17 protein-coding genes are annotated in these 20,175 nt (G+C 71.5%); 11 read left to right on the top strand and 6 right to left on the bottom strand.

The window, feature by feature from the left end:
* Positions 1 to 110 precede the first annotated feature (110 nt).
* Positions 111 to 2,348, top strand: coding sequence for a 5-methyltetrahydropteroyltriglutamate--homocysteine S-methyltransferase (metE, locus tag KBX00_RS05470; RefSeq protein WP_210823882.1), 2,238 nt, complete (start codon positions 111 to 113; stop codon positions 2,346 to 2,348).
* Between the two features lie 131 nt (positions 2,349 to 2,479).
* On the opposite strand, the gene KBX00_RS05465 is transcribed toward metE, so the two are convergent.
* From KBX00_RS05465 to KBX00_RS05455, 3 genes are read right to left on the bottom strand one after another with little or no spacing between them, the layout of a single operon-like run.
* Positions 2,480 to 2,953, bottom strand: a complete 474-nt coding sequence (locus tag KBX00_RS05465; protein ID WP_210823881.1) for a hypothetical protein — start codon at positions 2,951 to 2,953, stop codon at positions 2,480 to 2,482.
* Positions 2,947 to 3,396 carry a hypothetical protein gene (locus KBX00_RS05460; RefSeq protein ID WP_210823880.1) on the bottom strand — a complete coding sequence of 150 codons (450 nt, stop codon included), beginning with the start codon at positions 3,394 to 3,396 and terminating at the stop codon, positions 2,947 to 2,949. Before KBX00_RS05460 ends, KBX00_RS05465 begins: the two co-directional genes overlap by 7 nt.
* A gap of 22 nt (positions 3,397 to 3,418) precedes the next feature.
* Entirely contained in the window at positions 3,419 to 4,033 is a 615-nt protein-coding gene (locus tag KBX00_RS05455) for a dihydrofolate reductase family protein (RefSeq protein ID WP_210823879.1), read from the bottom strand.
* Between the two features lie 231 nt (positions 4,034 to 4,264).
* Between KBX00_RS05455 and KBX00_RS05450 the strand changes: the two genes are divergently transcribed.
* The 4 genes from KBX00_RS05450 (at position 4,265) to KBX00_RS05435 (ending at position 8,725) form a co-directional block, all read left to right on the top strand.
* Complete coding sequence (locus KBX00_RS05450) at positions 4,265 to 5,677, top strand: PLP-dependent aminotransferase family protein (protein WP_210823878.1); 1,413 nt, start codon at positions 4,265 to 4,267, stop codon at positions 5,675 to 5,677.
* A 254-nt stretch (positions 5,678 to 5,931) separates the two neighbouring features.
* On the top strand, positions 5,932 to 6,705 hold the full coding sequence (locus KBX00_RS05445; RefSeq protein WP_210823876.1) for a (Fe-S)-binding protein: 774 nt from the start codon (positions 5,932 to 5,934) through the stop codon (positions 6,703 to 6,705).
* 17 nt (positions 6,706 to 6,722) lie between these two features.
* Positions 6,723 to 8,132 (top strand): lactate utilization protein B, encoded by a 1,410-nt coding sequence (locus KBX00_RS05440; protein WP_210824183.1) that lies wholly within the window; start codon positions 6,723 to 6,725, stop codon positions 8,130 to 8,132.
* Positions 8,117 to 8,725, top strand: a complete 609-nt coding sequence (locus KBX00_RS05435; protein ID WP_307868117.1) for an LUD domain-containing protein — start codon at positions 8,117 to 8,119, stop codon at positions 8,723 to 8,725. Before KBX00_RS05440 ends, KBX00_RS05435 begins: the two co-directional genes overlap by 16 nt.
* Positions 8,726 to 8,753: 28 nt before the next feature.
* On the opposite strand, the gene KBX00_RS05430 is transcribed toward KBX00_RS05435, so the two are convergent.
* The gene (locus KBX00_RS05430; protein WP_210823872.1) at positions 8,754 to 9,557 is read right to left on the bottom strand and encodes a hypothetical protein; all 804 of its coding nucleotides are present in this window, start codon (positions 9,555 to 9,557) and stop codon (positions 8,754 to 8,756) included.
* A 190-nt stretch (positions 9,558 to 9,747) separates the two neighbouring features.
* On the opposite strand from KBX00_RS05430, the gene KBX00_RS05425 reads away from it, so the two are divergent.
* A complete protein-coding gene (locus tag KBX00_RS05425; protein ID WP_210823870.1) occupies positions 9,748 to 10,614 on the top strand; it encodes a hypothetical protein in 867 nt (288 codons plus the stop codon).
* Positions 10,615 to 10,769: 155 nt separating this feature from the next.
* Positions 10,770 to 11,756, top strand: coding sequence for a hypothetical protein (locus KBX00_RS05420; protein ID WP_210823868.1), 987 nt, complete (start codon positions 10,770 to 10,772; stop codon positions 11,754 to 11,756).
* Positions 11,757 to 11,791: 35 nt separating this feature from the next.
* Here KBX00_RS05420 and KBX00_RS05415 read toward each other — a convergent pair whose 3' ends face one another.
* Positions 11,792 to 14,890: a BTAD domain-containing putative transcriptional regulator gene (locus tag KBX00_RS05415; RefSeq protein ID WP_210823866.1), complete on the bottom strand. Its 3,099-nt coding sequence runs from the start codon at positions 14,888 to 14,890 to the stop codon at positions 11,792 to 11,794.
* A 470-nt stretch (positions 14,891 to 15,360) separates the two neighbouring features.
* On the opposite strand from KBX00_RS05415, the gene KBX00_RS05405 reads away from it, so the two are divergent.
* Complete coding sequence (locus KBX00_RS05405; protein ID WP_210823864.1) at positions 15,361 to 16,455, top strand: saccharopine dehydrogenase family protein; 1,095 nt, start codon at positions 15,361 to 15,363, stop codon at positions 16,453 to 16,455.
* A gap of 69 nt (positions 16,456 to 16,524) precedes the next feature.
* Entirely contained in the window at positions 16,525 to 16,956 is a 432-nt protein-coding gene (locus KBX00_RS05400; RefSeq protein WP_210823863.1) for a hypothetical protein, read from the top strand.
* On the opposite strand, the gene KBX00_RS05395 is transcribed toward KBX00_RS05400, so the two are convergent.
* Positions 16,957 to 17,964, bottom strand: coding sequence for a LysR family transcriptional regulator (locus tag KBX00_RS05395; protein ID WP_210823862.1), 1,008 nt, complete (start codon positions 17,962 to 17,964; stop codon positions 16,957 to 16,959).
* Between the two features lie 203 nt (positions 17,965 to 18,167).
* On the opposite strand from KBX00_RS05395, the gene KBX00_RS05390 reads away from it, so the two are divergent.
* Both KBX00_RS05390 and KBX00_RS05385 read left to right on the top strand, forming a co-directional pair.
* Positions 18,168 to 18,878 carry a ThuA domain-containing protein gene (locus tag KBX00_RS05390; RefSeq protein WP_210823861.1) on the top strand — a complete coding sequence of 237 codons (711 nt, stop codon included), beginning with the start codon at positions 18,168 to 18,170 and terminating at the stop codon, positions 18,876 to 18,878.
* On the top strand, positions 18,848 to 19,966 hold the full coding sequence (locus KBX00_RS05385; protein ID WP_210823859.1) for a Gfo/Idh/MocA family protein: 1,119 nt from the start codon (positions 18,848 to 18,850) through the stop codon (positions 19,964 to 19,966). The genes KBX00_RS05390 and KBX00_RS05385 overlap by 31 nt, the downstream gene beginning before the upstream one ends.
* The last annotated feature ends 209 nt before the right edge of the window (positions 19,967 to 20,175 follow it).

Raw genomic sequence — 20,175 nt, 5'->3', positions numbered from 1 at the left:
GTGTGCGCCGCCGGCGGCCTCTCGGGAGGGCCAGGGCGGAAGCCGGTGCCTGAGGTGTACCCGTCTTCCCTCCCGTGTCCGCCGGACACTTCGAGGGAAGGACCCCCTTGGTGAGTACCGCATTCGGGCAGAGCACAGTGCTCGGCTACCCACGCATCGGCGCCAACCGTGAGCTGAAGAAGGCCGTCGAGGCGTACTGGGCCGGCACCATCGACGCCGAGACTCTGGAGCGCACCGGCGCCGGGCTGCGGGCGCAGGTGTGGCGGACGCTACGCGACGGCCGTCTCGACGCGATCCCGTCGAACGTCTTTTCCTACTACGACCAGATGCTCGACACGGCCGTCGCCGTCGGCGCGGTCCCGACCCGGTTCACCCGGCTGGGCCTGTCGGCGCTGGACACCTACTTCGCCATGGCCCGTGGTGTCGACACCGAGCCGGCGTTGGAGCTGACGAAGTGGTTCGACACCAACTACCACTACCTGGTGCCGGAAATCGCACCGGACACCGTCTTCACCGCCAACCCGGCGAAGGCGCTGGCCGAGTACGCCGAGGCCCGGCACCTGGGCATCACCACCCGGCCGGTGTTCGTCGGACCGGCCACGTTCCTGCTGCTGGCCAAGGGCGACGAGCCGTTCGCTCGGCTCGACGACCTGGTCCAGACGTACGCCCGGATTCTCGCCGAGCTGGCGGACGCGGGCGTCGGCTGGGTGCAGCTGGACGAGCCCGCCTACGTCGCCGACCGCAGCCCGGCCGAGATCGACGCCCTGTGCCGCGTCTACACCCGCCTCGGTGACCTCACGCACCGGCCGCGGATCTTCGTGGCGACCTACTTCGGTGATCTCGGCGACGCGCTGCCGGCTCTGCTGGACACCCCGGTCGACGCCGTCGGTCTGGACCTGGTCGCCGGGCCGGGCAACCTCGACCGGCTCGCCGCCGCCGGACCACTCGGTGGCAAGACCATCGTCGCCGGCCTGGTCGACGGCCGGAACATCTGGCGTACCGACCTGCGGGCCGCCGTCGCGGCCGGCGCGACGGTCGCCGGGCTTGCCGACCACGTCGCCGTCTCCTCGTCCTGCTCGCTGCTGCACGTCCCGGTCGACCTGTCCGCCGAGACGCACCTCGATCCCCGGTTGTCCGAACGGCTGGCGTTCGCCCGGCAGAAGGTCGACGAGATCGTCCTGCTCGGCCGGGCGCTGCGTGACGGCACCACCGCGCTGCCCGCGCCCCTGCCGGCCACCCCGGCGGCCTGGCGTCACGACGACGTACGCGGCCGCCTCGCCGCGCTGCGCCCCACCGACCGGCAGCGCGGCGACTACTCCACCCGGGCTACCCGCCAGCAGGAGCGACTGGGGCTGCCGGAGCTGCCGACCACCACGATCGGGTCGTTCCCGCAGACCGCCGAGCTGCGTAGGGCCCGCGCCGCGCATCGGGCCGGCAGCCTCGACAACGCCGGCTACGCCGACCGGATGCGCGCGGAGGTGGCGCAGGTCATCCGGTTGCAGGAACAGTTGGGTCTGGACGTGCTGGTGCACGGGGAACCGGAACGCAACGACATGGTGCAGTACTTCGGCGAGCAACTCGACGGCTTCGCCGCCACGCGGCACGGCTGGGTGCAGTCGTACGGCTCGCGCTGCGTACGCCCGCCGATCATCTACGGCGACGTGTCCCGCAAGGCACCGATGACCGTCGAGTGGTCCACCTACGCGCAGTCGCTGACCAGCAAACCGGTCAAGGGCATGCTCACCGGGCCGGTCACCATCCTGGCCTGGTCGTTCGTCCGTACCGACCAGACCCTCGCGGACACCGCCGACCAGGTCGCGCTGGCGTTGCGTGACGAGTGCCGGGATCTGGAGTCCGCCGGGATCCGGGTCATCCAGGTCGACGAACCGGCGCTACGGGAGACACTGCCGCTGCGCCGGGCCGCCCAGAAGGCATACCTGGACTGGGCCGTCAAGGCGTTCCGGCTGGCCACCGGCGGCGTCGCCGACGACACCCAGATCCACACCCACCTGTGCTATTCGGAGTTCGGTGAGGTGATCGAATCCATCGACGCCCTCGACGCCGACGTCACAAGCATCGAGGCGTCCCGGTCGAAGATGGAGGTGCTCGACGACCTGGCCGCGATCGGCTACGGCCGGGGTGTCGGCCCGGGGGTGTGGGACATCCACTCGCCCCGGGTGCCGCCGCGCGACGAGGTGATCGAGGCGCTGCGTCGGGCCGTCGCGGCCGTACCGGCCCGCCGGTTGTGGGTGAATCCGGACTGCGGCCTGAAGACGCGGGGCTATCCGGAGGTCGAGGCGTCCCTGCGGCACCTGGTCGCCGCCGCCGCCGAGGTACGCGGGAACTGACCGCACCGAGCCGGGCGGTACCGACCACACGCGACCGCCCGGCTCGTGGTCGGTACCGCCCGGCAACACTGATCAGCCCGACCGGGTACGTGGTGATCAAGCGCCCCGGACGGCGAGTGGGGTGAGCACCGTCAGCAGCGGAGCGCGTCGATCATGTACCGGGCGACCTTTTCACCGCCGATGGGCCCGAGGTAGTGGATACCCGGGTACTTGGTGCCCACGATCGACCATCGGCCGCCCTTCCACTGCGTTACGTTGACGCACCAGCCGGGGCCGACGTAGACGCCCTCGGCACGCGGCCAGCCCCACCAGGTGTCGGTCCGCCGCTTGGCGGGGAGCACCGCGTCGTAGCTACCGTGCACGTACCGCCCGTCGAACTCCGAGATGACGCCGATCCCGATCCCGTACCCGCCGGGGATCCAGGCATCACGGTTGTAGATGTAGCTGCGCAGCTCATCTGCTGCCGCTTGGCTGGCCGCCGCTTCTTCCGTCGACGTCGCCATCGCCGGTGCCGGCAGCATCACGGCGACGACCACCGAGAGGGCAGCGATCGCGGTCCCGAGCCGCCATGTCTCGATCCGTCGACCGTCTCGCGCTGTCAGCATGCGTCGCCCGCCTGCCGGTAGACGGTCACCTGATAGCGCGCGATCTTTTCACCGTCGATGGGCGGAAGGTAGTGGATACCAGGCGAGAACTTCCGGAGCAGGAGCCGCCATTTGCCCCCAGCGTAGTACTCCGCTCTGCCACAGTAGGGTGCCCCGATGTAGAAGGCCTCCGCACGGTTCCACCCCCACAGAGTGTCCGTGCGACGGAATACGGGAAGGACCGCATCGTACCTCCCATGGGTGTAGTCGCCGTCAAACGAAGAGATGACGCCGATTCCGATGCCCAGTCGGTTCTTGTCGGCGTTGTAGATGTAGCCCTTCAACGACTCGGCGGCGGTGGGCTGCGGAACCATCTCGGCGGCTGTGGCGCTGACGGGCATGGCCAGCAGCAAGGCGGCGATTGCGGCCGCGACCGTTTGCGATCTCCAGCGAATGGGTCTCATTGTTCCTCCAGGGTGATTCGATTCAACCGTGGTCCACGCTGAACCGCAGATGCAGAACCCGGTCTCCGCGCAGGACAACGTGCGGATCCTTGAGCACGTGCCGGGAGCAGAGGCTGCCGAAGAACCGTCTCCCTGATCCGAAGACGACAGGCACCACGTCCATGGCCACCTCGTCCACCAGTCCGGCCGCGAGCATCTGCCCGCCAACCTCGCCGGCGTTCACGGAGACGGTGCGGTCACCGGCCAGCTCCCGCGCCGTGCCGATTGCGGCTGTCACGTTGTCGACGAAGTGGTAGGACGCCTCCGGGTGCCAGCCCTCGGGTTTTGGACGGTGGGACACCACGACCACGTGATCACCGGTGGGTGGATCGCCTTCCCATCCGTTCACCAGGTCGAACAGGCGACGCCCCATCACTATGGCACCGACCGATTCCCACATGGACCGTACGTACTCGGCCGATGTCGAGGAAGCCTTGAATGCAACCCCGATGCCGGAATGATCGAAGGCTGAGGTACGGGACTCCCTGATCGGGGTGTCGCCGCTGAAGTACCAGTCGTGTAAAGGCCCGACATCATCGTCATCGTCGGCGATGAACCCGTCGATCGAGACCACGCTGTGCATGATTACCGTACCCACTGCTCTCCTTCTTCTCGTCGCGTTGATTCGGCGCCGCAGGTGCGCGGCACCGCGCCGTGAAAGGCGCCACCAGAAGGGCGGCTGTCGCACCAGGACCGTGACAGCTGATCTTTGCCGGCCTTCTCGGAAGTCCCCGCTCGGTCTCCGACGCTACGCATCACGTTGGTAGGCTCGACAGGTCCAACTCTGTGTGAAATGAGCAGACCAAATCGTCGTCATCCGGGATCGCCGATGGAGTTGTTCCTCGACCCCAGTGACCACCGCAGCCTGAGCATGCAGCTGTACGACCAGATCAGGGAGGCGATCGCCGACGGGCGGCTGCCGCCGGGCGGGCGCCTGCAGCCGAGCCGCGCCGCCGCGAAGGATCTCGGTGTCGCGCGATCCACCGTCACGGACGCCTATACGAGGTTGGCCGCCGAGGGACACATCGCGGGACGCCGCGGCGGCGGTAGCGTCGTCGTCGGTCACGCCTTCCCCCGCCCGGCGCAGGCCGCCGCCCGGACCGCGCTGACGCCCACCGCGCAAGCCGCCGCGGTACGCCGCTACGGCACCGACTGGCAACCACACGCGGGATTCGACCTTCGGGCGGGACAGGTTGACACCCGCCTGTTTCCGGTCGCCGACTGGCGGCGCAGCAGCAACCGCGCCGTCACCAGACTCGCCCGACACTACGGGCACTATGGCGACCCCGCCGGAAGCATCGCACTGCGCGGTACGCTGACCCACTGGCTGGCCCGGTCACGCGGAGTCGCCGCAACCCCGGAGAGCATCGTGGTGACCCATGGCGCCGGACACGCGGTCGACCTCCTGGCGCGGGTCCTGCTACGGCCCGGTGACGTCGCCGCCGTCGAGGAGCCCGGCTACCCGCCAGTCACGAACCTGCTACGTTCGCTCGGCATCACCGTCGTCGGCGTCCCGGTCGACGACCACGGTCTGATCGTCGATGCGCTGCCCGCCACCGCCCGGCTCGTCCACGTGACACCCTCACACCAATATCCGCTCGGCGTAGTCCTCAGCAGGCAACGCCGGCTGGCGCTGTTGCACTGGGCCAGTCGTCACGGCGCTGCCGTCATGGAGGACGACTACGACAGCGAGTTCCGCTACACGACCCGACCGTTGGAGCCGTTGCACCGACTCGACCGGGACGGTCGGGTCATCTACGTCGGCACCTTCAGCAAGACCCTCAGCCCGACACTTCGGACAGGTTTCGCCGTCGTCCCACCCGGGCTTGTTCCGGCGATCACCACCGTTCGGCAGGTTGTCGATGCCGGCCCGCCTCCGCTGATCACCGAAGCGCTAAACGTCTTCATCGAGCAGGGGCATTTCGACCGCCACCTACGTCGGTCCCGAAAGGTCTACGCCGAACGCCACCACGCCATCCGTACGGCGTTGTCGTCGCTGTCCAGGTCCCGCCTGACCGTTATCCCGAGTCAGGTCGGCCTGCACATGACACTGCTCGCCCCGGATGCACCAGACGACGACGAACTGATCGAACGGGCGGCCAGGCGTGGACTGCGCCTGTCCTCGCTCCGGCTGACCTACCAACACGGTGAGCCGCAGGCCGGCATCGTCCTGGGGTTCGGAGCGCTCGACACCGTCGACATCGCGCAGGCGATCCGCCTGCTGGACCGTTGCCTGGGCTGACCTGTCAGGCCCGGCAGCAGCGGACGGCGGCCGTGTCGAGGACTGGCTGTCCTGCCTCGCGCCCGGCGAGGTCGTCGCGGTTTGCGCCTCCCACCGCCTGCCGGCACCGCCGTCTGGCCCCGGGACCGCCGGCATGGTCGGTGGTGACCTTGCTGCGCTGCGGCGGCTGGTGGGGCAGACTCAGCGGATCATGCCTTACACCTGGTGTGAGGCGTTGGCGGCGCGGGCCGGCGAAGGGCGGTTGGGGGTGTGACGTGCGGATCGCGTTGTTCGTGACGTGTCTGGCCGACACCGTGTTTCCGGAGGCGGCGAAGGCGACGGTGCGGTTGTTGGAGCGGTTGGGTCATGAGGTGGTGTTCCCGGCGGGGCAGACGTGTTGTGGGCAGATGCACGTGAACACCGGTTATCAGGCGCAGGCGGTCTCGCTGGTGCGCCGGCATGTGCGGGTGTTCGATCCCTACGACGTGGTCGTGGCGCCGTCGGGGTCGTGTGTGGGGTCGGTGCGGCATCAGCACGCGATGGTGGCGCGGCGGGCCGGTGATGTCCGGTTGGCGTCGCGGGCGGAGTCGGTGGCGGCGCGGACGTTCGAGTTGTCGGAGCTGTTGGTGGACGTGTTGGGGGTGACCGATGTGGGAGCGTTCTTCCCGCATCGGGTGACGTACCACCCGACGTGTCATTCGTTGCGGATGCTGCGGGTGGCCGACCGGCCGGTGCGGTTGCTGCGGGCGGTGCGGGGGCTGGAGTTGGTGGAGTTGCCGGCGGCGGAGCAGTGTTGCGGGTTCGGGGGGACGTTCGCGGTGAAGAACGCGGACACCTCGTCGGCGATGTTGGCGGACAAGCTGCGCCATGTGCTGTCCACCGGCGCTGATGTCTGTGCGGCGGGGGATGCGTCGTGTCTGATGCACATCGGTGGCGGCCTGTCCCGGTCGGGGTCTGCGGTGCGTACGGTGCACCTGGCCGAGATCCTGGCCCCGACCGAGCCCGACCGTGCCGGCGGTGAGCGGAGCGACCTGGTGGTGCGATCGTGAGTCGAACCTTTCTCGGCATGCCGACGACCGCGCCGAAGGGCGTCGGGCACCTGCGGGGTGCGGAGCCGTTCCCGGCTGCTGCCCGGCGGGCGCTGAGCGATGCGCAGTTGCGCCGTAACCTCGGGCACGCCACGGCGACGATCCGGGCGAAGTCCGGCGCCGTGGTCGCCGAGGTGCCGGACTGGGAGCAGTTGCGGGCGGCCGGTAGCGCGATCAAGGCCGATGCCATGGCCCGGTTGCCGGAGCTGCTGGAGCAGCTTGAGCAGCGGGTGACGGACGCCGGGGGAGTGGTGCACTGGGCCGCCGACGCCAACGAGGCCAACGCCATCGTCGTCGACCTGGTCCGGGCCACCGGCAGCGACCGGGTGATCAAGGTCAAGTCGATGGTGACGCAGGAGATCGGCCTCAACGAGGCCCTCGAGGCGGCCGGGATCGCGCCGGTGGAGACGGATCTGGCGGAGCTGATCGTGCAGCTCGGTGAGGATCGGCCGAGTCACATCCTGGTGCCGGCGATCCACCGCAACCGGGCCGAGATTCGGGAGATCTTCCTGCGGGCGATGCCGGGGGTGGATCCGGGGTTGACCGACGAGCCCGCGGTGCTGGCGGCGGCGGCGCGTCGGTTTCTGCGGCAGACGTTCCTGTCCACGCCGGTGGCGGTGTCCGGGGCGAACTTCGCGGTGGCGGAGACCGGCACCCTGGCGGTGGTGGAGTCCGAGGGCAACGGTCGGATGTGTCTGACCCTGCCGCGCACGTTGATCACGGTGATGGGTGTGGAGAAGGTGGTGCCGACGTGGCGGGACCTGGAGGTGTTCCTGCAACTGTTGCCCCGGGCCTCGACCGGGGAGCGGATGAACCCGTACACGTCGATGTGGACCGGGGTGAGCCCGGGTGACGGGCCCCAGGAGTTTCATCTGGTGTTGTTGGACAACGGTCGCAGTGCGGTGCTCGCCGACGAGGTGGGCCGGCAGGCGTTGCACTGCATCCGCTGCTCGGCCTGCCTCAACGTGTGTCCGGTGTACGAGCGCACCGGTGGGCACGCGTACGGGTCGGTGTATCCGGGTCCGATCGGTGCGGTGCTGTCGCCGCAGTTGACCGGGGTGGCCGACAATGCGTCGCTGCCGTACGCGTCGTCGCTCTGCGGAGCCTGCTACGACGCCTGCCCGGTGAAAATCAACATTCCGGAGCTGCTGGTGCACCTGCGCGACCAGGCGCCGCATCCGCGCGGTGAGTCGGCCGCGATGGCCGCCGCCGCGTACGCCATGGACCACCCGGCGCTGTACGCGGCGGCGCAGCGCGCGACCCGGCTGAGCCGGCTGACCGGCCGGCGTGGTCGGGGCCTGCCACCGCCGCTGTCCGGCTGGACCGCCGACCGTGACCTGCCCGAGCCCCCGGCGCAGACCTTCCGGCAGTGGTGGGCGAGCCGGTGACCACCCGGGAGATCATCCTCGCCCGGCTCCGCGCCGCCCTCGCTCCCGCGCCGGCGCCGGTCGAGGCGCCCCGCGAGTACCGGCGCGACGCCCCTGTCGACCTCGACCGGTTGGTCGACCGGCTGACCGACTATCGCGCCCACGTGCACCGGGTCGCCGAGCCGGCCGTCGCCGACACGGTCGCCGCCATCCTGCCGGCCGGCGCGACCGTCGTCGTGCCACCGGCACTGCCACCGGCCTGGCTACCGGCGACGGTGACCGCCCGATCCGACGACGACCTCGACCACACCACGATCGCCGCCGCCGACGGCGTGATCACCGCCGCTGCCGTCGCCATCGCCGACACCGGCACCGTCATCCTCGACGGCTCACCCGACCAGGGCCGGCGGGTGCTCAGCCTCCTACCCGATCTGCACATCTGCGTGATCCGCACCGCCCAGGTCGTCGCCAACGTGCCCCAGGCGCTGAGCCGCCTCACCCCGCACCGACCCCTGACCTGGATCAGCGGCCCGTCCGCCACAAGCGACATCGAGCTCAACCGGGTCGAAGGCGTCCACGGCCCCCGCACCCTGCACCTCATCCTGCTGCCCTGAGTGCGCCAGCAGGTCGCCAGCAGGAGTCTCAGATTCCGAAGCCGCCGGTGCCGGCGAGGCCGGTGCCGCCGGCCCGCCGTGGTTCCTCCTTCTGCTGGAGCCGGTACTGCCAATTCCCGGCGAACCGGTGCCACCACACCTCGAATCCTTCTTCACCGAGCAACTCCACGGCCTTCGCCACGGCGTCGGGTTCCCACCGGAACGCGGTGATCCCCTTCTGCCGTGTGATCGCCGAGATGAGCTGCTCGGCAGTTGACCCGCGCGACTCGGCCGCGTGCACATGAGCGATCTCGCCCTTGCGCACGTACCGCCAGATCGGTCTGCCGATGATTGCCGCGATGGCCTTCTCCCGGGCGGCGATCGGGGCGTACATCTCGTCGAGCAACCGCGAGGCCGCCTCCCGCACCGGAGCGTAGGCGTCGTCGGCGGCGTCGAGCGCCGCGCGGTGCCGGGCCCGGGCACGCTCGGCGGCGGCTCTGCGCCGAAACCACGGTGGGTGATCGCGGGCCGCGTGCCGGGCGCGTTCGGCGGCCTGGATCGCGGTCAGGTAGCTCTCCGCCGCCGCCCGCCACTGCTCGGCCGTCGCCGGGTCGAGGTCCACCGACAGGAACAGCCAGTCCCGCTCGGCGGGGCGCAGGCCGAACCGGTGGGCCAGATCGCGGTCGATGAAGTAGCGGTGTCGGGAATCGTCGTCGACCCACACGGCCGTCAGCAGCGCGACCGGCTCGTTGTCCCATCGGATGACCGTCGTCCGGCCCTCCTGGCTGACGATCTTGTCGCCGCGCGGCAGCGGGATCTGGAAGCGGTAGAGGATGACCCGGGTCGTCTCCATTGTCTCATTCTGCGCCGCGCCGGCCACGGTCGAGCGCGACGCGGAGCGCGTCCTCGTCGCCGGTGCGCCGGTTCGTCCACCGTGACACGGCGCTGAGGCAGCCATGAGGCCGCCCTGGACCGTGGGATACCTGCCGCGCCGTCCCGCCGGGGCGTAAAGGTCTCGCGGCAGGTACGAAGTGGAGTGCACGATGCCAACTCGATCCAGGCTCGCCCGACTCTCGGGCGCAGCGACCCTGCTGCTGGCCAGCACCGCCGTGGCCGTGGCCACCGGTGCGGGGCCGGCGCAGGCGACAGTGGTAAACGTCAGCGTGGCGGGCGCCTTCCCCAACCAGTCCGCCGTGGCCACCTGCCCGGCCGGCGAGTTTCTCGCCGGCGGCGGTGGCTCCGTCGACGGTGGTGGCGGCGACGTCACGTTGACCGACATCATCCCGAACCTGGCCACCCAGTCGGTGACGGTCTGGGCGCACACCAACCCGGGCGGGGCAGCCGGGGCGTACACCCTCGTGGCGCAGGCGATCTGCGTGCCGGGCGCGCCTCCGGCCAACTACCAGCGGATCACGTCGGCCAGCGGCAGCAACGGCGACCCGATCAAGAACCAGGTGGCCGCCTGTCCGGCCGGCACCGACCTGCTCGGGCTCGGCGCGGAGCTGCGCACCGCCAACGGGGAGGCGTTCTACCAGCGGATCGAGCCGAACGCGGCGCTCACCGCCGGGGTGGTGACTGCGGGCGCGGCCGGCGGGTTCGCCGGGCCGTGGGAACTCGTCGGGTACGCCATCTGCGCCACCCTGCCCGCCAACCTCGCCGGCACGCTGGTCAGCCTGACCGGGGCGGCCAACAGCGCCAGCCCCAAGGGCCAGGCGTCCGCCGGCTGCCCGGCCGGCGCGCTCGCCACCGGCGTCGGCGCCACGGTCGCCGCCACCGCCACCGGCAACGTCCTGCTCACCCGGGTCACGGCGACCGTCGCCCAGAACAACGCCCAGGCGATCGCCACAGAGGACGGTGTCTACCTGCCGCCGTGGGACCTGGAGAGCCACGCCATCTGCTGGGGTCCGTGACGGTCTGTCATCCGAGGGCAGCGCCTGGTCACGTCGGTCGGCGTGACCAGGCGCGGGGGTTGTTTCACGACGTGTCGTGCGCCGCCATGACGCCACCGTGACGCGGGCGCCGAGGATACCGGGCAGCAACCCACCAGCAGGAAAGGACACTTGTCATGAGCACAGGCACGACACTCGGCACCCGCACCCGCACCCGCACCCGCACCCGGGCGCGGTGGGCCGTCGCGGCAACCGCCGTGGTGGTCGCGGTCGCGGCGACCCTCGTCCTACCCGGAGCGGCCCACGCCGCGTACCGGCACCGGGCGGAGAGCGCCCACGACACCACGTCGCCCAAGAGCGTGACCGCGACGTGCGGGTCCGGCGAGGTGCTCATCGGCGCCGGTGGCCGGATCAGGAACGGAAACGGTGGGGTCCGGCTGGCCGCGATCGTGCCGGGCGCGACCTCGGTGGTGGTACGCGGCGAGGCGTACCCGGACCACGCGGAACCCTGGTCGGTGCTCGCCGCCGCCATCTGCGAGTCCGACGACGGTCGGACGCGGGTCGTCGAGGTCTCCCCGGCCGGGTCACGAACCGCGAGCTGCCCCGCCGGCCTGGTGCTCAGCGGCACCGGGTTCGACCTGCCCGCCGGTGTGCCGCTGGCCGGACTCGTCCCCGACGTCGACGGCGCGAGCGTGACAGTTCGCACCGCCCTCACCTTGATCGGCGCCAGCCCGGTCGCCTACGCGGTCTGCGTGGACGGCTACCGGGCCTCGTGGGGCGGCGTCGGACCGCACTACAAGCGGTTCGCCGCGACCAGCCCGGTAGGTACCTCGTCGCCGAGGACGGTGACCGTGCAGAGCGAGTGGGAGTGGGAGGTCCCGTCACTGTCCGGCGTCGGCGGTGAGGTCACCGTGCTGCCCGACCCCGCCGACCCGTTCCCGATCGCCAGGACCGACATCTTCATCGACGCGATGATGCCCAACGACGACGGAACCCGCGCGACCGTCGCGGCGGTGCAACGGGCCGGCACCGTGACGGGCCGGTCCGTCGCCGGTGGCGCTGCGGCGGCGGGCAGCGGTCTGCGGTCGATCAACCGGTACTCGGCCGACGACGACCCGAAGTGGTCGGTCACCGGGTACAGCACCGACCACGACATCTACTGAGCAGCAGGGCGAGGGCAACGGGACCGCCCGCGCCCTCACCCGGGCCGGGGTACGACCGTCGCCGGCGGCGCTACCCCGGCCCGTGGTGCCAGGATGATCTCGTCGGGCGGCCGTACTCCGATGGCGCGCATCGCCGCCCGGTAGCGGGCGAACGCCCGCCGCGCCTCGCCGTGCTGCCCACCCGTCACCAGGGTGCGCACCAGCATCCGGTGCGCCGGCTCGTCGTACGGGTCCTGCTCCAGCAGGCGGAGCAGGCAGTCCACGGCGGCGCCGCCGCTTCCCGCCGACCGGTGCGCCTCGGCCAGCATCCGCAACGCGGCGACGTAGGCGGCCCGTGCCTGTTCTCGCAGCGCCGACGCCCAGTCGGCGTACGGCTCGTCGGAGAACACGTCGGCCCGGTAGTCCCTAACGGCCGCCGCGAGGATGGTGCGGGCTTCCGCCCGAGCGCCGCGAGCCAGCAACCGACGGCCGTGGGTCACCGCACCGAGAAACTCCATCACGTCGACCCGCAGGTGGGTGACGTCCAGCGCGACGCTCGCCGCGTCGGTGACGAGGAAATGGTCCGAGGCGAAGACCCGGTCCGGGTCGAGCACCCCACGCACGATCGACAGCAACACCGACAGCCGGTGCCCGGTCCGGCTCGGATCGTCGTCGGGCCAGAGCAGTTCGCACAGCTCGCCCCGGGGCACCGGCCGACCTCGGCGTACCACCAGGATCCGCAGCAGGTCCCGCGCCCGTCGCGACTGCCAGGCCGACGGCGGCACCGCGGCGCCGGCCACCCGCACCTCGAACCGGCCGAGGGTGCGAACCAGGACACCGACGCGACCGACACCGGTGGACGGTCGGCCGGCGGCCGGTCGGTCCGCCGACGTCTCCTCCGGGTCGATCGTGACGCCGCCGGCGGCGAGGCGCTCGGTGGCCAGCAGCGCGGCGAAGCGGTCGTCGGCGGTGGCACCCGGCAGCCGGCTCAGTGCCAGCGCGGCACGGGCCGCGTCGCCCACGGCCGACGCGCCGGCCCAGATCGCGTGGGCCTCCCGCAAAGCGGTGCGGGCGCGACCCGCGTCGGTCTCCACGGCGGCGCGCAGCTCCAGCGCCCGGGCCAGGCCGGCCCGCAGCCCACCGGACCGGGCCAGGTCGAGCGCCTCGTCGGCGAGCCGCGCCGCCCGCGTGGCATCACCGTCGGCCAGTGCCACCCAGCCCTGCGCGAGCAGTGCCGGAACCCGAAGGTCGTCACTGGCCAGCCGGGTCGCCTCGGCGGCGTGCCGAGCCGCCGCCGCGGTGTCGTCGGGCAGCAGCACCCGAGCCAGTCCGGCGTGCGCCCGCACCGCCAGCTTCCGGCTGTCACCGTCATCGGCCAGCCGGACCGCCTCGACGAACGCGGCCCGGGCCTGCTCCCGCCAGCCCCGCATCAGATACAGCTCGGCCAGCCCCAGGTACGTGTCGGCGCAGCGGCGCGAGCCCATCCGCCGGTGGCGGGCGAGCACCTGGGCGTACCGCGTCGCCGCCTCGTCGTACCGGCCGAGCATCGCCAGCATGTCGGCCTCGGTGCCGGCGGCCATCGCGGACAGGTTGGCGTGCCCGGCCGTCTCGGCGGCGCTGGCCGCCCGTTGCGCGGCTGTCAACGCCGCCGGATAGCGGGCCTGCTCGACGAGGTGGTAGCTCTGGTTGACCAGAATCCGGGCCAGCAGCACCAGGTCGCCGGTGCGTTCGGCGATGCCCAGCGCGAGTCGGTAGTGCTCCTCGCCACCGACCTGGTCACCGGTGAGTCCGAGGCAGAGCGCGAGGCTGACGTGTGCGGTGGCCAGGACGCTGTCGCCGCCCGTCTCGGCCGCGAGGTGGTAGGCCCGCCAGGCGTGCGCCACTCCGCCCGCCGCGTCACCGCTGCGGGCGGTGGCCGCCGCCCGCCACGCCAGCAGCATCGCCTGGTCGGTGGGACGACCGGGGGCCTCGTCACCCCGGGCGAAGTCGGCCAGGGCCCGGGGCTGGTCGCCGCGCAGGTAGTGGGTCAGGCCCATCCGCCAGGCGATGCCCGGCTCCCACGCCGGCTCGGCCGCCGCCACCTCCTGGTACGCGCGGGCCGCCCCGGCCACGTCGCCGGCGATGCGCAGCGCGTCACCGGCGAGCAGCCGCAGCCGGCGGGTGCGCAGCGGTGCCGGGAGCGCGGCGACCAACTCGGCGGTCGCGGTGGGCCGTCCACCGATGATCATCCGGTCGCCGTGCTCCTCGAGCACCGCCGCCAGCGCCGCGTCGTCGCCGCCGAGCCGGAAGGTGTACGCGGCGGCGCGGGCCGGGCCGTGGTCGCGGTACCAGGTCGCCGCCCGCAGCAGCGTCCCGCGTGCCACCGCCGGCCGGTCATGACCGGCGACCGCGGTGACCACAGGTACCACCCGGGGGCCGGTGTCGGGATCGGTGCCGACTCTGGTCAGTAGCCCGGTGCGTAGCAGCCGGCCGAGCTGCGGCCCGGCCGCCGGGTGACCGGCGACCGCGCAGACGCCCGCCGTCACCGGTGCGAGATCGGCCACCTCGTGCAGCAGCCGCCGAACGTCCTCCGGCAGCGGACCGAGCACCTCCTCGGCCAGGTAACCCGTCACCAGGCCGCCGGGCTCGGTCACCGCCGGCAGCAGCGGCCCGGCGGGTACGCCTTCGGCGACCAGGGTCTCGGCGACCAGTCGGACCAGCGCGGGCCACCCTGCCGTGATCTCGTGCACGCGCTGCGCCAGGGTGGGGACGGTCAGCCCGTACTCGGTGTGCAGCACCTCCTGGACCTGGTCGGTGGTCAGACTCAACTCGGCCGGGCGGAGCTGCGCCGGCGCCATCCGGGTCAACCACGACGACGCGGCACAGCCCACCGGCCAGCGCGACGACAGCGCCAGGCGTACGCCGTCCGGCAGGCCGGCAATCGCCTGCAGCAACGCCTGTTCGGTGCGTTCCGACATGGCGGGCAACCCGTCGAGCACGAGCTGCGTCGTCCCGGTGGCCAGTCTGGCCAGCTCGCCGCCGAGCAGCGCGTCGACGTCGCACTCCCGCTGCCACCGAACGGTGGGGCCGGAGAACAGCCGGCGCAGCGCGGTGGTCTTGCCGTAGCCGGCGGCGGCCACCACCAGCCACAGCTTGCCGCGCTGCTGTGTGAGCATGGCGGCAGCGTGTCCCGCCTTGCACGCCTCAGCAAGGCGATTCCCGCTATCCCGACAGCAACACCGTCCAAAGGGCCCAGGCGCGGGCAGGGTTGCCCCCCGACGGCACGCTGCGGCGGCTCGGCCCCGACCACACCTCATCCTGGCGGAGCACCGCCGCCCGATCCGCCGGCGAAAGCGGCGTCGAACGAACCGTTGCCATGCGCAGATGTTATGTCTTCCCGTACCAAGTCGCAGTGGTGCTCATAGCTGTGCCCGCTCAGACTTATGTCCGTGGACAGCGTCCGAAGAGGTGATCAGATGCTCGACCGTCTCTTCCGGACGGCCGAGATCGGTCCCACCGACGTGTTGCTCGACATCGGGTGCGGCACGGGGCGCACCACCCGGAGAGCAGCCCGACGGTGCGCCCAGGGTCGGGCGGCCGGTGTCCGCCTCAGCGGTAGGCACTGGGTCGTCCCGGCGAGGCGGCCGTGACCGGCCACGGGGTGGCCGTCGTGATCGGCGGTTACGGCGCGGTGGGTCGGGTGGTGGCCACCACGCTGGCCCGAGACTCGGCGTACGAGGTCGTCGTCGCTGGTCGTGATCTGGCGCGCGCCGACGCCCTGGCCCGGACCGACCCGGGCCGGCTGACTCCGCGCCGGTTGGACCTCGACGACCCGCGGGGTCTCGACGGGCTGTTGGCCGACGCCGCCGTGGTGGTCATGTGTGTGGAGCATCGCAACGAGGCGGTGGCGCGCGCATGCCTGGACCGTGGCGTTGCCGTCGTCGACATCAGTGCGTCAGCCGACGTGCTGGCCGGCATCGAACGGCTCGATGCCACCGCGAAGCGGACCGGAACGGCCGCCGTGCTCAGCGTCGGGCTGGCACCCGGGCTGACCAACGTGCTGGCGCGACGCTGCACCGAACGCCTGCCGCCCGCGACCTCCGTCGACGTGACGATCCTGCTGGGTGCGGCCGGTGACCACGGGCCCGACTCGGTCCGCTGGACGGTGGCAGGACTGACGGCTCCGCCCGACCGGACTCGCCGGCCGGGACGGGCCCGGGTGGACCTGCCCGGGTTCGGCGTGCGCACCGCGTACCCGTTTCCCTTCTCGGATCAGTACACCTTGACCCGCACCCTCGGCGTCCCGGTGACCACTCGTCTCTGTTTCGACTCCGGTGCGGTGACGGCGACGTTGTTCGGGCTGCGTGCCGCCGGCGCCTTCCGGCTGGCGGATCGGCTGGGCGGGGCTCGCCTGCTGACCGGCGCGGCGAGCCGACTGCGGCTCGGCGGGGATCGGTTCGTGGTGCACGCTTCGGCCACCGATGGAGGCGGAAGGCAGGTGTGGTCGGCGGTGACGGGCCGTCAGGAGGGGCAGGCGACCGGCGTGGTGGCGGCGGAGATCGCCATCGGCCTGATGGGTCGCCGCTATCCGCCCGGGGTGCACCACATCGACCAGATCGTCGATGCGGGTGAGTTCCTGAAGACGATTCAGCGGTATGACCTGACATTGCACGAGCCACCCGTCGCCGTTGCCGATCGAGCTGCCGACAGGCCGGATTCCGGCCACGTCCGAAGGATGTGACAATTGATGCAACGAGTTTCAGCGGACCGGCGCGGAACCGCCATCGCCTGGACCACAGTGGTCTTCCTGGTGACGTTCATCCACCATCTGTACGGGGGGCTCCAGTTCGACAGCCCGCAGCGGACCATCCTGGCTGTCGTCTTCAGCGCCGTCTTCGCCGTCACGTATCTGGCATACCGGCTCGGAACGACGATGCGGTGGGCACGCGCGATCTTCTGGTCCCTGGTCTACGCCTTCTGGGTGGCGGCGGTCGGCCTTTTCGAAGGTGGGTTCAATCACGCCCTGTTCGTCGTGCTGCGGCTGCTGGACGCTCAGGCCCTCATCAATAACCTGTATCCCGTTGACGGCGATGCGCGCATCTCGGACGACGTGTTGTTCCAGGGCACCGGGGTACTGACCCTGGTCACCGCGGTGTTGCTGGCAACGACACCTGCCTGGCCCAGGAAACCGCCGACGAGCGGGAACGGCCGGCGACCGACGGTGGACAGCGGCGTACGTTGATCAGGGCTTCCGCCGAGGCGCCTCCCGATCCTCCGGGCGCCCCGGCGGACGGTCGTCAGCCTCGACGGGCTGCCGGCAGATCGCCGTGAGGATCTCGATCATCGCGGTCGCCGCTGGCGACCGGAACGGCGGAGCGGCCGCTGCGGCATACAACCGGCGGGTCGGCAGGACCGGAACGGTGGGGCGCAGGACGATGTCCGGCCGTAGCGCGGCCTGGGTCAGCGTCGGTACGAGCATGACACCGGCCCGCGCGGCGACCAGGGCCTGCTTGCCGTTCCAGTCGTCGCAGAAGAAGGCGATCTGCGGGGGACCGCCCAACGCCTCGGCGATCGGCGGGATCGGACCGAGGCAGTCCGGATAGGCACCCTCGATCCACCGCTCGTCCTTCAGTTTCCGCAGCGGCACTCGATTGCGCTGCGCCAACGGGTGATCGGCCGGAAGGGCGACGTGTAGTCGTTCGTCGCAGAGCGGCACCAGGTCGAGACCGTCCAGCGCCTCGTCGGTGACTCGCGACGCCGACGGGTCGTACTTCGCGCTGGCCGGGTCGGCGAACAACTGCCACGAGGTCAGCAGGGCCACGTCGATCCGGCCGTCCCGGATGGCCGCCAGCGGCCCCGCCTCGTCCGGCCGGACAAGGTTCACCGCGACGCCCGGGTGGGACTCGGCGAAGCGACGAATGGCTTCCGGAGTGAGTCGGGCGTTGGCGCTCGGGAAGGCCGACACGTTGAGCTGCCCGCCGGTCAGGCTGGTGAAGGCACGCAACCGGGCTTCCAGGGCGTCGGTCCGCACCAGGATGTCGCGGGCGAGCTCGACGGCGGTCTGCCCGGCCTGGGTGAGCCGTACGCCGCGCGGAAGCCGACGGAACAACGGCACGCCGACGCGCCGTTCCAACCCGCTGATCTGCCGTGAGACGGCTGGTTGCGTCATGGACAGTGCCTCGGCCGCGGCGGAGAACGAACCCCGGCCGGCGACCTCCAGGAGCACCCGCAAGGTCCACGAGTCAATCATGCATGCAGCTTATATTCGCGGTTTCCGCTGAGACCGCACGCTGTGCGTTGTAAGCGCCCGGAACTGGCGACCGGCAGCCCAGCCCGGACCATTACTCCTGTGCATGGCAGGTGGGCCCGGGTACGGTTAGCGGCGGTCGGATGCGTGGGCGTCGGACCGGGCGGCAGCGGTGGCCCGGTACGGCGGACCGGGGAGGAGCGGGTGTGACGCGGCGGAAAGCCCTTGTGGTCCGAGGCGGGTGGGAGGGCCACCGGCCGGTCGAGGCGACGGAGTTGTTCATCCCGTTCCTCGAAGGCAACGGATACGCGGTACGGGTGGAGGGATCGACGGAGATCTACGCCGACGCCGCCGAACTGGCCGACACCGACCTCATCGTGCAGTGCATGACGATGTCGCAGATCAGCGCGGAGCAGGTGGCGGGGCTGGCCGCGGCGATCGTCGCCGGTACGGGGTTCACCGGCTGGCACGGCGGCATCGTCGACTCGTTCCGTGCCTCCTCGGATTACCTGCACCTGGTGGGTGGGCAGTTCGCCACCCATCCCGGCGTCCAGCCGTGCGACCGCAGCGGCGGCGAGGCGGACAACTTCCTGCCGCACTCGGTCACGGTCACCGAACTGGGCCGGGAGCATCCGATCACCGCCGGGATCGAGGACTTCGACCTGGTCACCGAGCAGTACTGGGTGCTGCACGACGATCTGATCGACGTGCTGGCCACCACCACCCACCCGACACAACCGTGGTATCCGTGGCACCGGCCGGTCACCTCACCGGCGATCTGGACCCGAAACTGGGGTGCCGGGCGGATCGTCGTGACGACTCCGGGGCACAGCCTGGACGTGCTGGAGCACGGATCCGTCCGGACCGTCATCGAGAGGGGGATGCTGTGGGCGACCCGCACGGCATCGGCGTCGTAGGCTCCGGATTCATCTCCCGCGCGTACCTGAACACGCTGGCCAACCATCCCACCGTGCGCGTCGTCGCGGTGGCCGACCTGGACCCGGCCCGCGCCGCCGCTGCCGCCGCCACGATTCCCGGCGCCGAGGCGGTAACCGTCGAGCGACTGCTCGACCACCCCGACGTGTCGACGGTGCTCAACCTGACCATCCCGGCCGCGCACGCCGAGATCTCCGGCGCGGCGATCGACGCCGGCCGCAACGTCTACGTCGAGAAGCCGCTCACCGTCGCGTTCCCGGAGGGCCGGTCGCTGATCGACCGGGCGGCGGCGGCCGGCGTCCGGGTCGGCTGTGCGCCGGACACCGTCCTGGGCACCGGTACGCAGACCGCCCGAGCGGCGATCGACGGTGGACTGATCGGCCGACCGTTCTCCGCGTCGGCGGTCATGGTCACCCCGGGACACGAGCGCTGGCATCCCGACCCCGACTTCTACTACGCACCGGGCGGCGGCCCGCTGTTCGACATGGGGCCGTACTACATTTCCGCCCTCGTTCACCTGCTCGGGCCGGTCCGTGCGGTGATCGGGGCGGCCAGTCGGCTGCGCGACGCCCGGATCATCGGCTCAGGCCCCCGGCTCGGGCAGCGGATCCCGGTCGAGGTGTCGACCCACGTGAGCGGGGTGCTGGAACATGTCGACGGTGCCCTGAGCACCCTCACGACCACCTTCGACGGCGTCGCGACGACGGCCGCCCCGATCGAGGTACAGGGGGAGGAGGGCACCCTCGCCGTACCCGATCCGAACAACTTCGACGGCGAGGTCCGCCACCTCGCGCTCGACGGCCCCGGATGGCGCACCCTGGAACCGCGGGCCGGCTACGTCGCCGCGTCCCGGGGGGTCGGCCTGATCGACCTGGTCCGCGCTGACGAGCTGCGTCCGCCGCGGGCCAGCGGTGCGGTGGCGCTGCACGTGCTCGACATCATGACCGCCCTGCTCCGGTCGGCCGACGAGGGCCGGCGGGTCGAGCTGGCCACCGCGGTCGAACGCCCCGCACCCGTCCCGCTCACCCCGGCCGAGGACTGGCTCTCCGCTCCCGCCCCCGAGCACTGACGGCGCCGGCACCCTGCTCGGCGCCTGCTTGCCGGCCCGAGGGCTCCGAGTGTCCCTGCGTCGGCAGCCGCGTCGAGGGCGTTGGGCGATGCTGCTGAGCCAGCCGACCCGGCGGTGTGCGGATCTGGCCGATGAGGGCACACCCGATCTCGGTCGGGTTGCTCCGGTAAGGTCTTGATCGACGGGCCGGTGGTCGTGGGGCACCATAG

The sequence above is a fragment of the Micromonospora sp. C95 genome (assembly GCF_018070465.1).
Classification (GTDB): Bacteria; Actinomycetota; Actinomycetes; order Mycobacteriales; family Micromonosporaceae; genus Micromonospora.
Note: the sequence above shows the minus strand (reverse complement) of the source record. Positions and strands in the feature narration are given on the sequence as shown.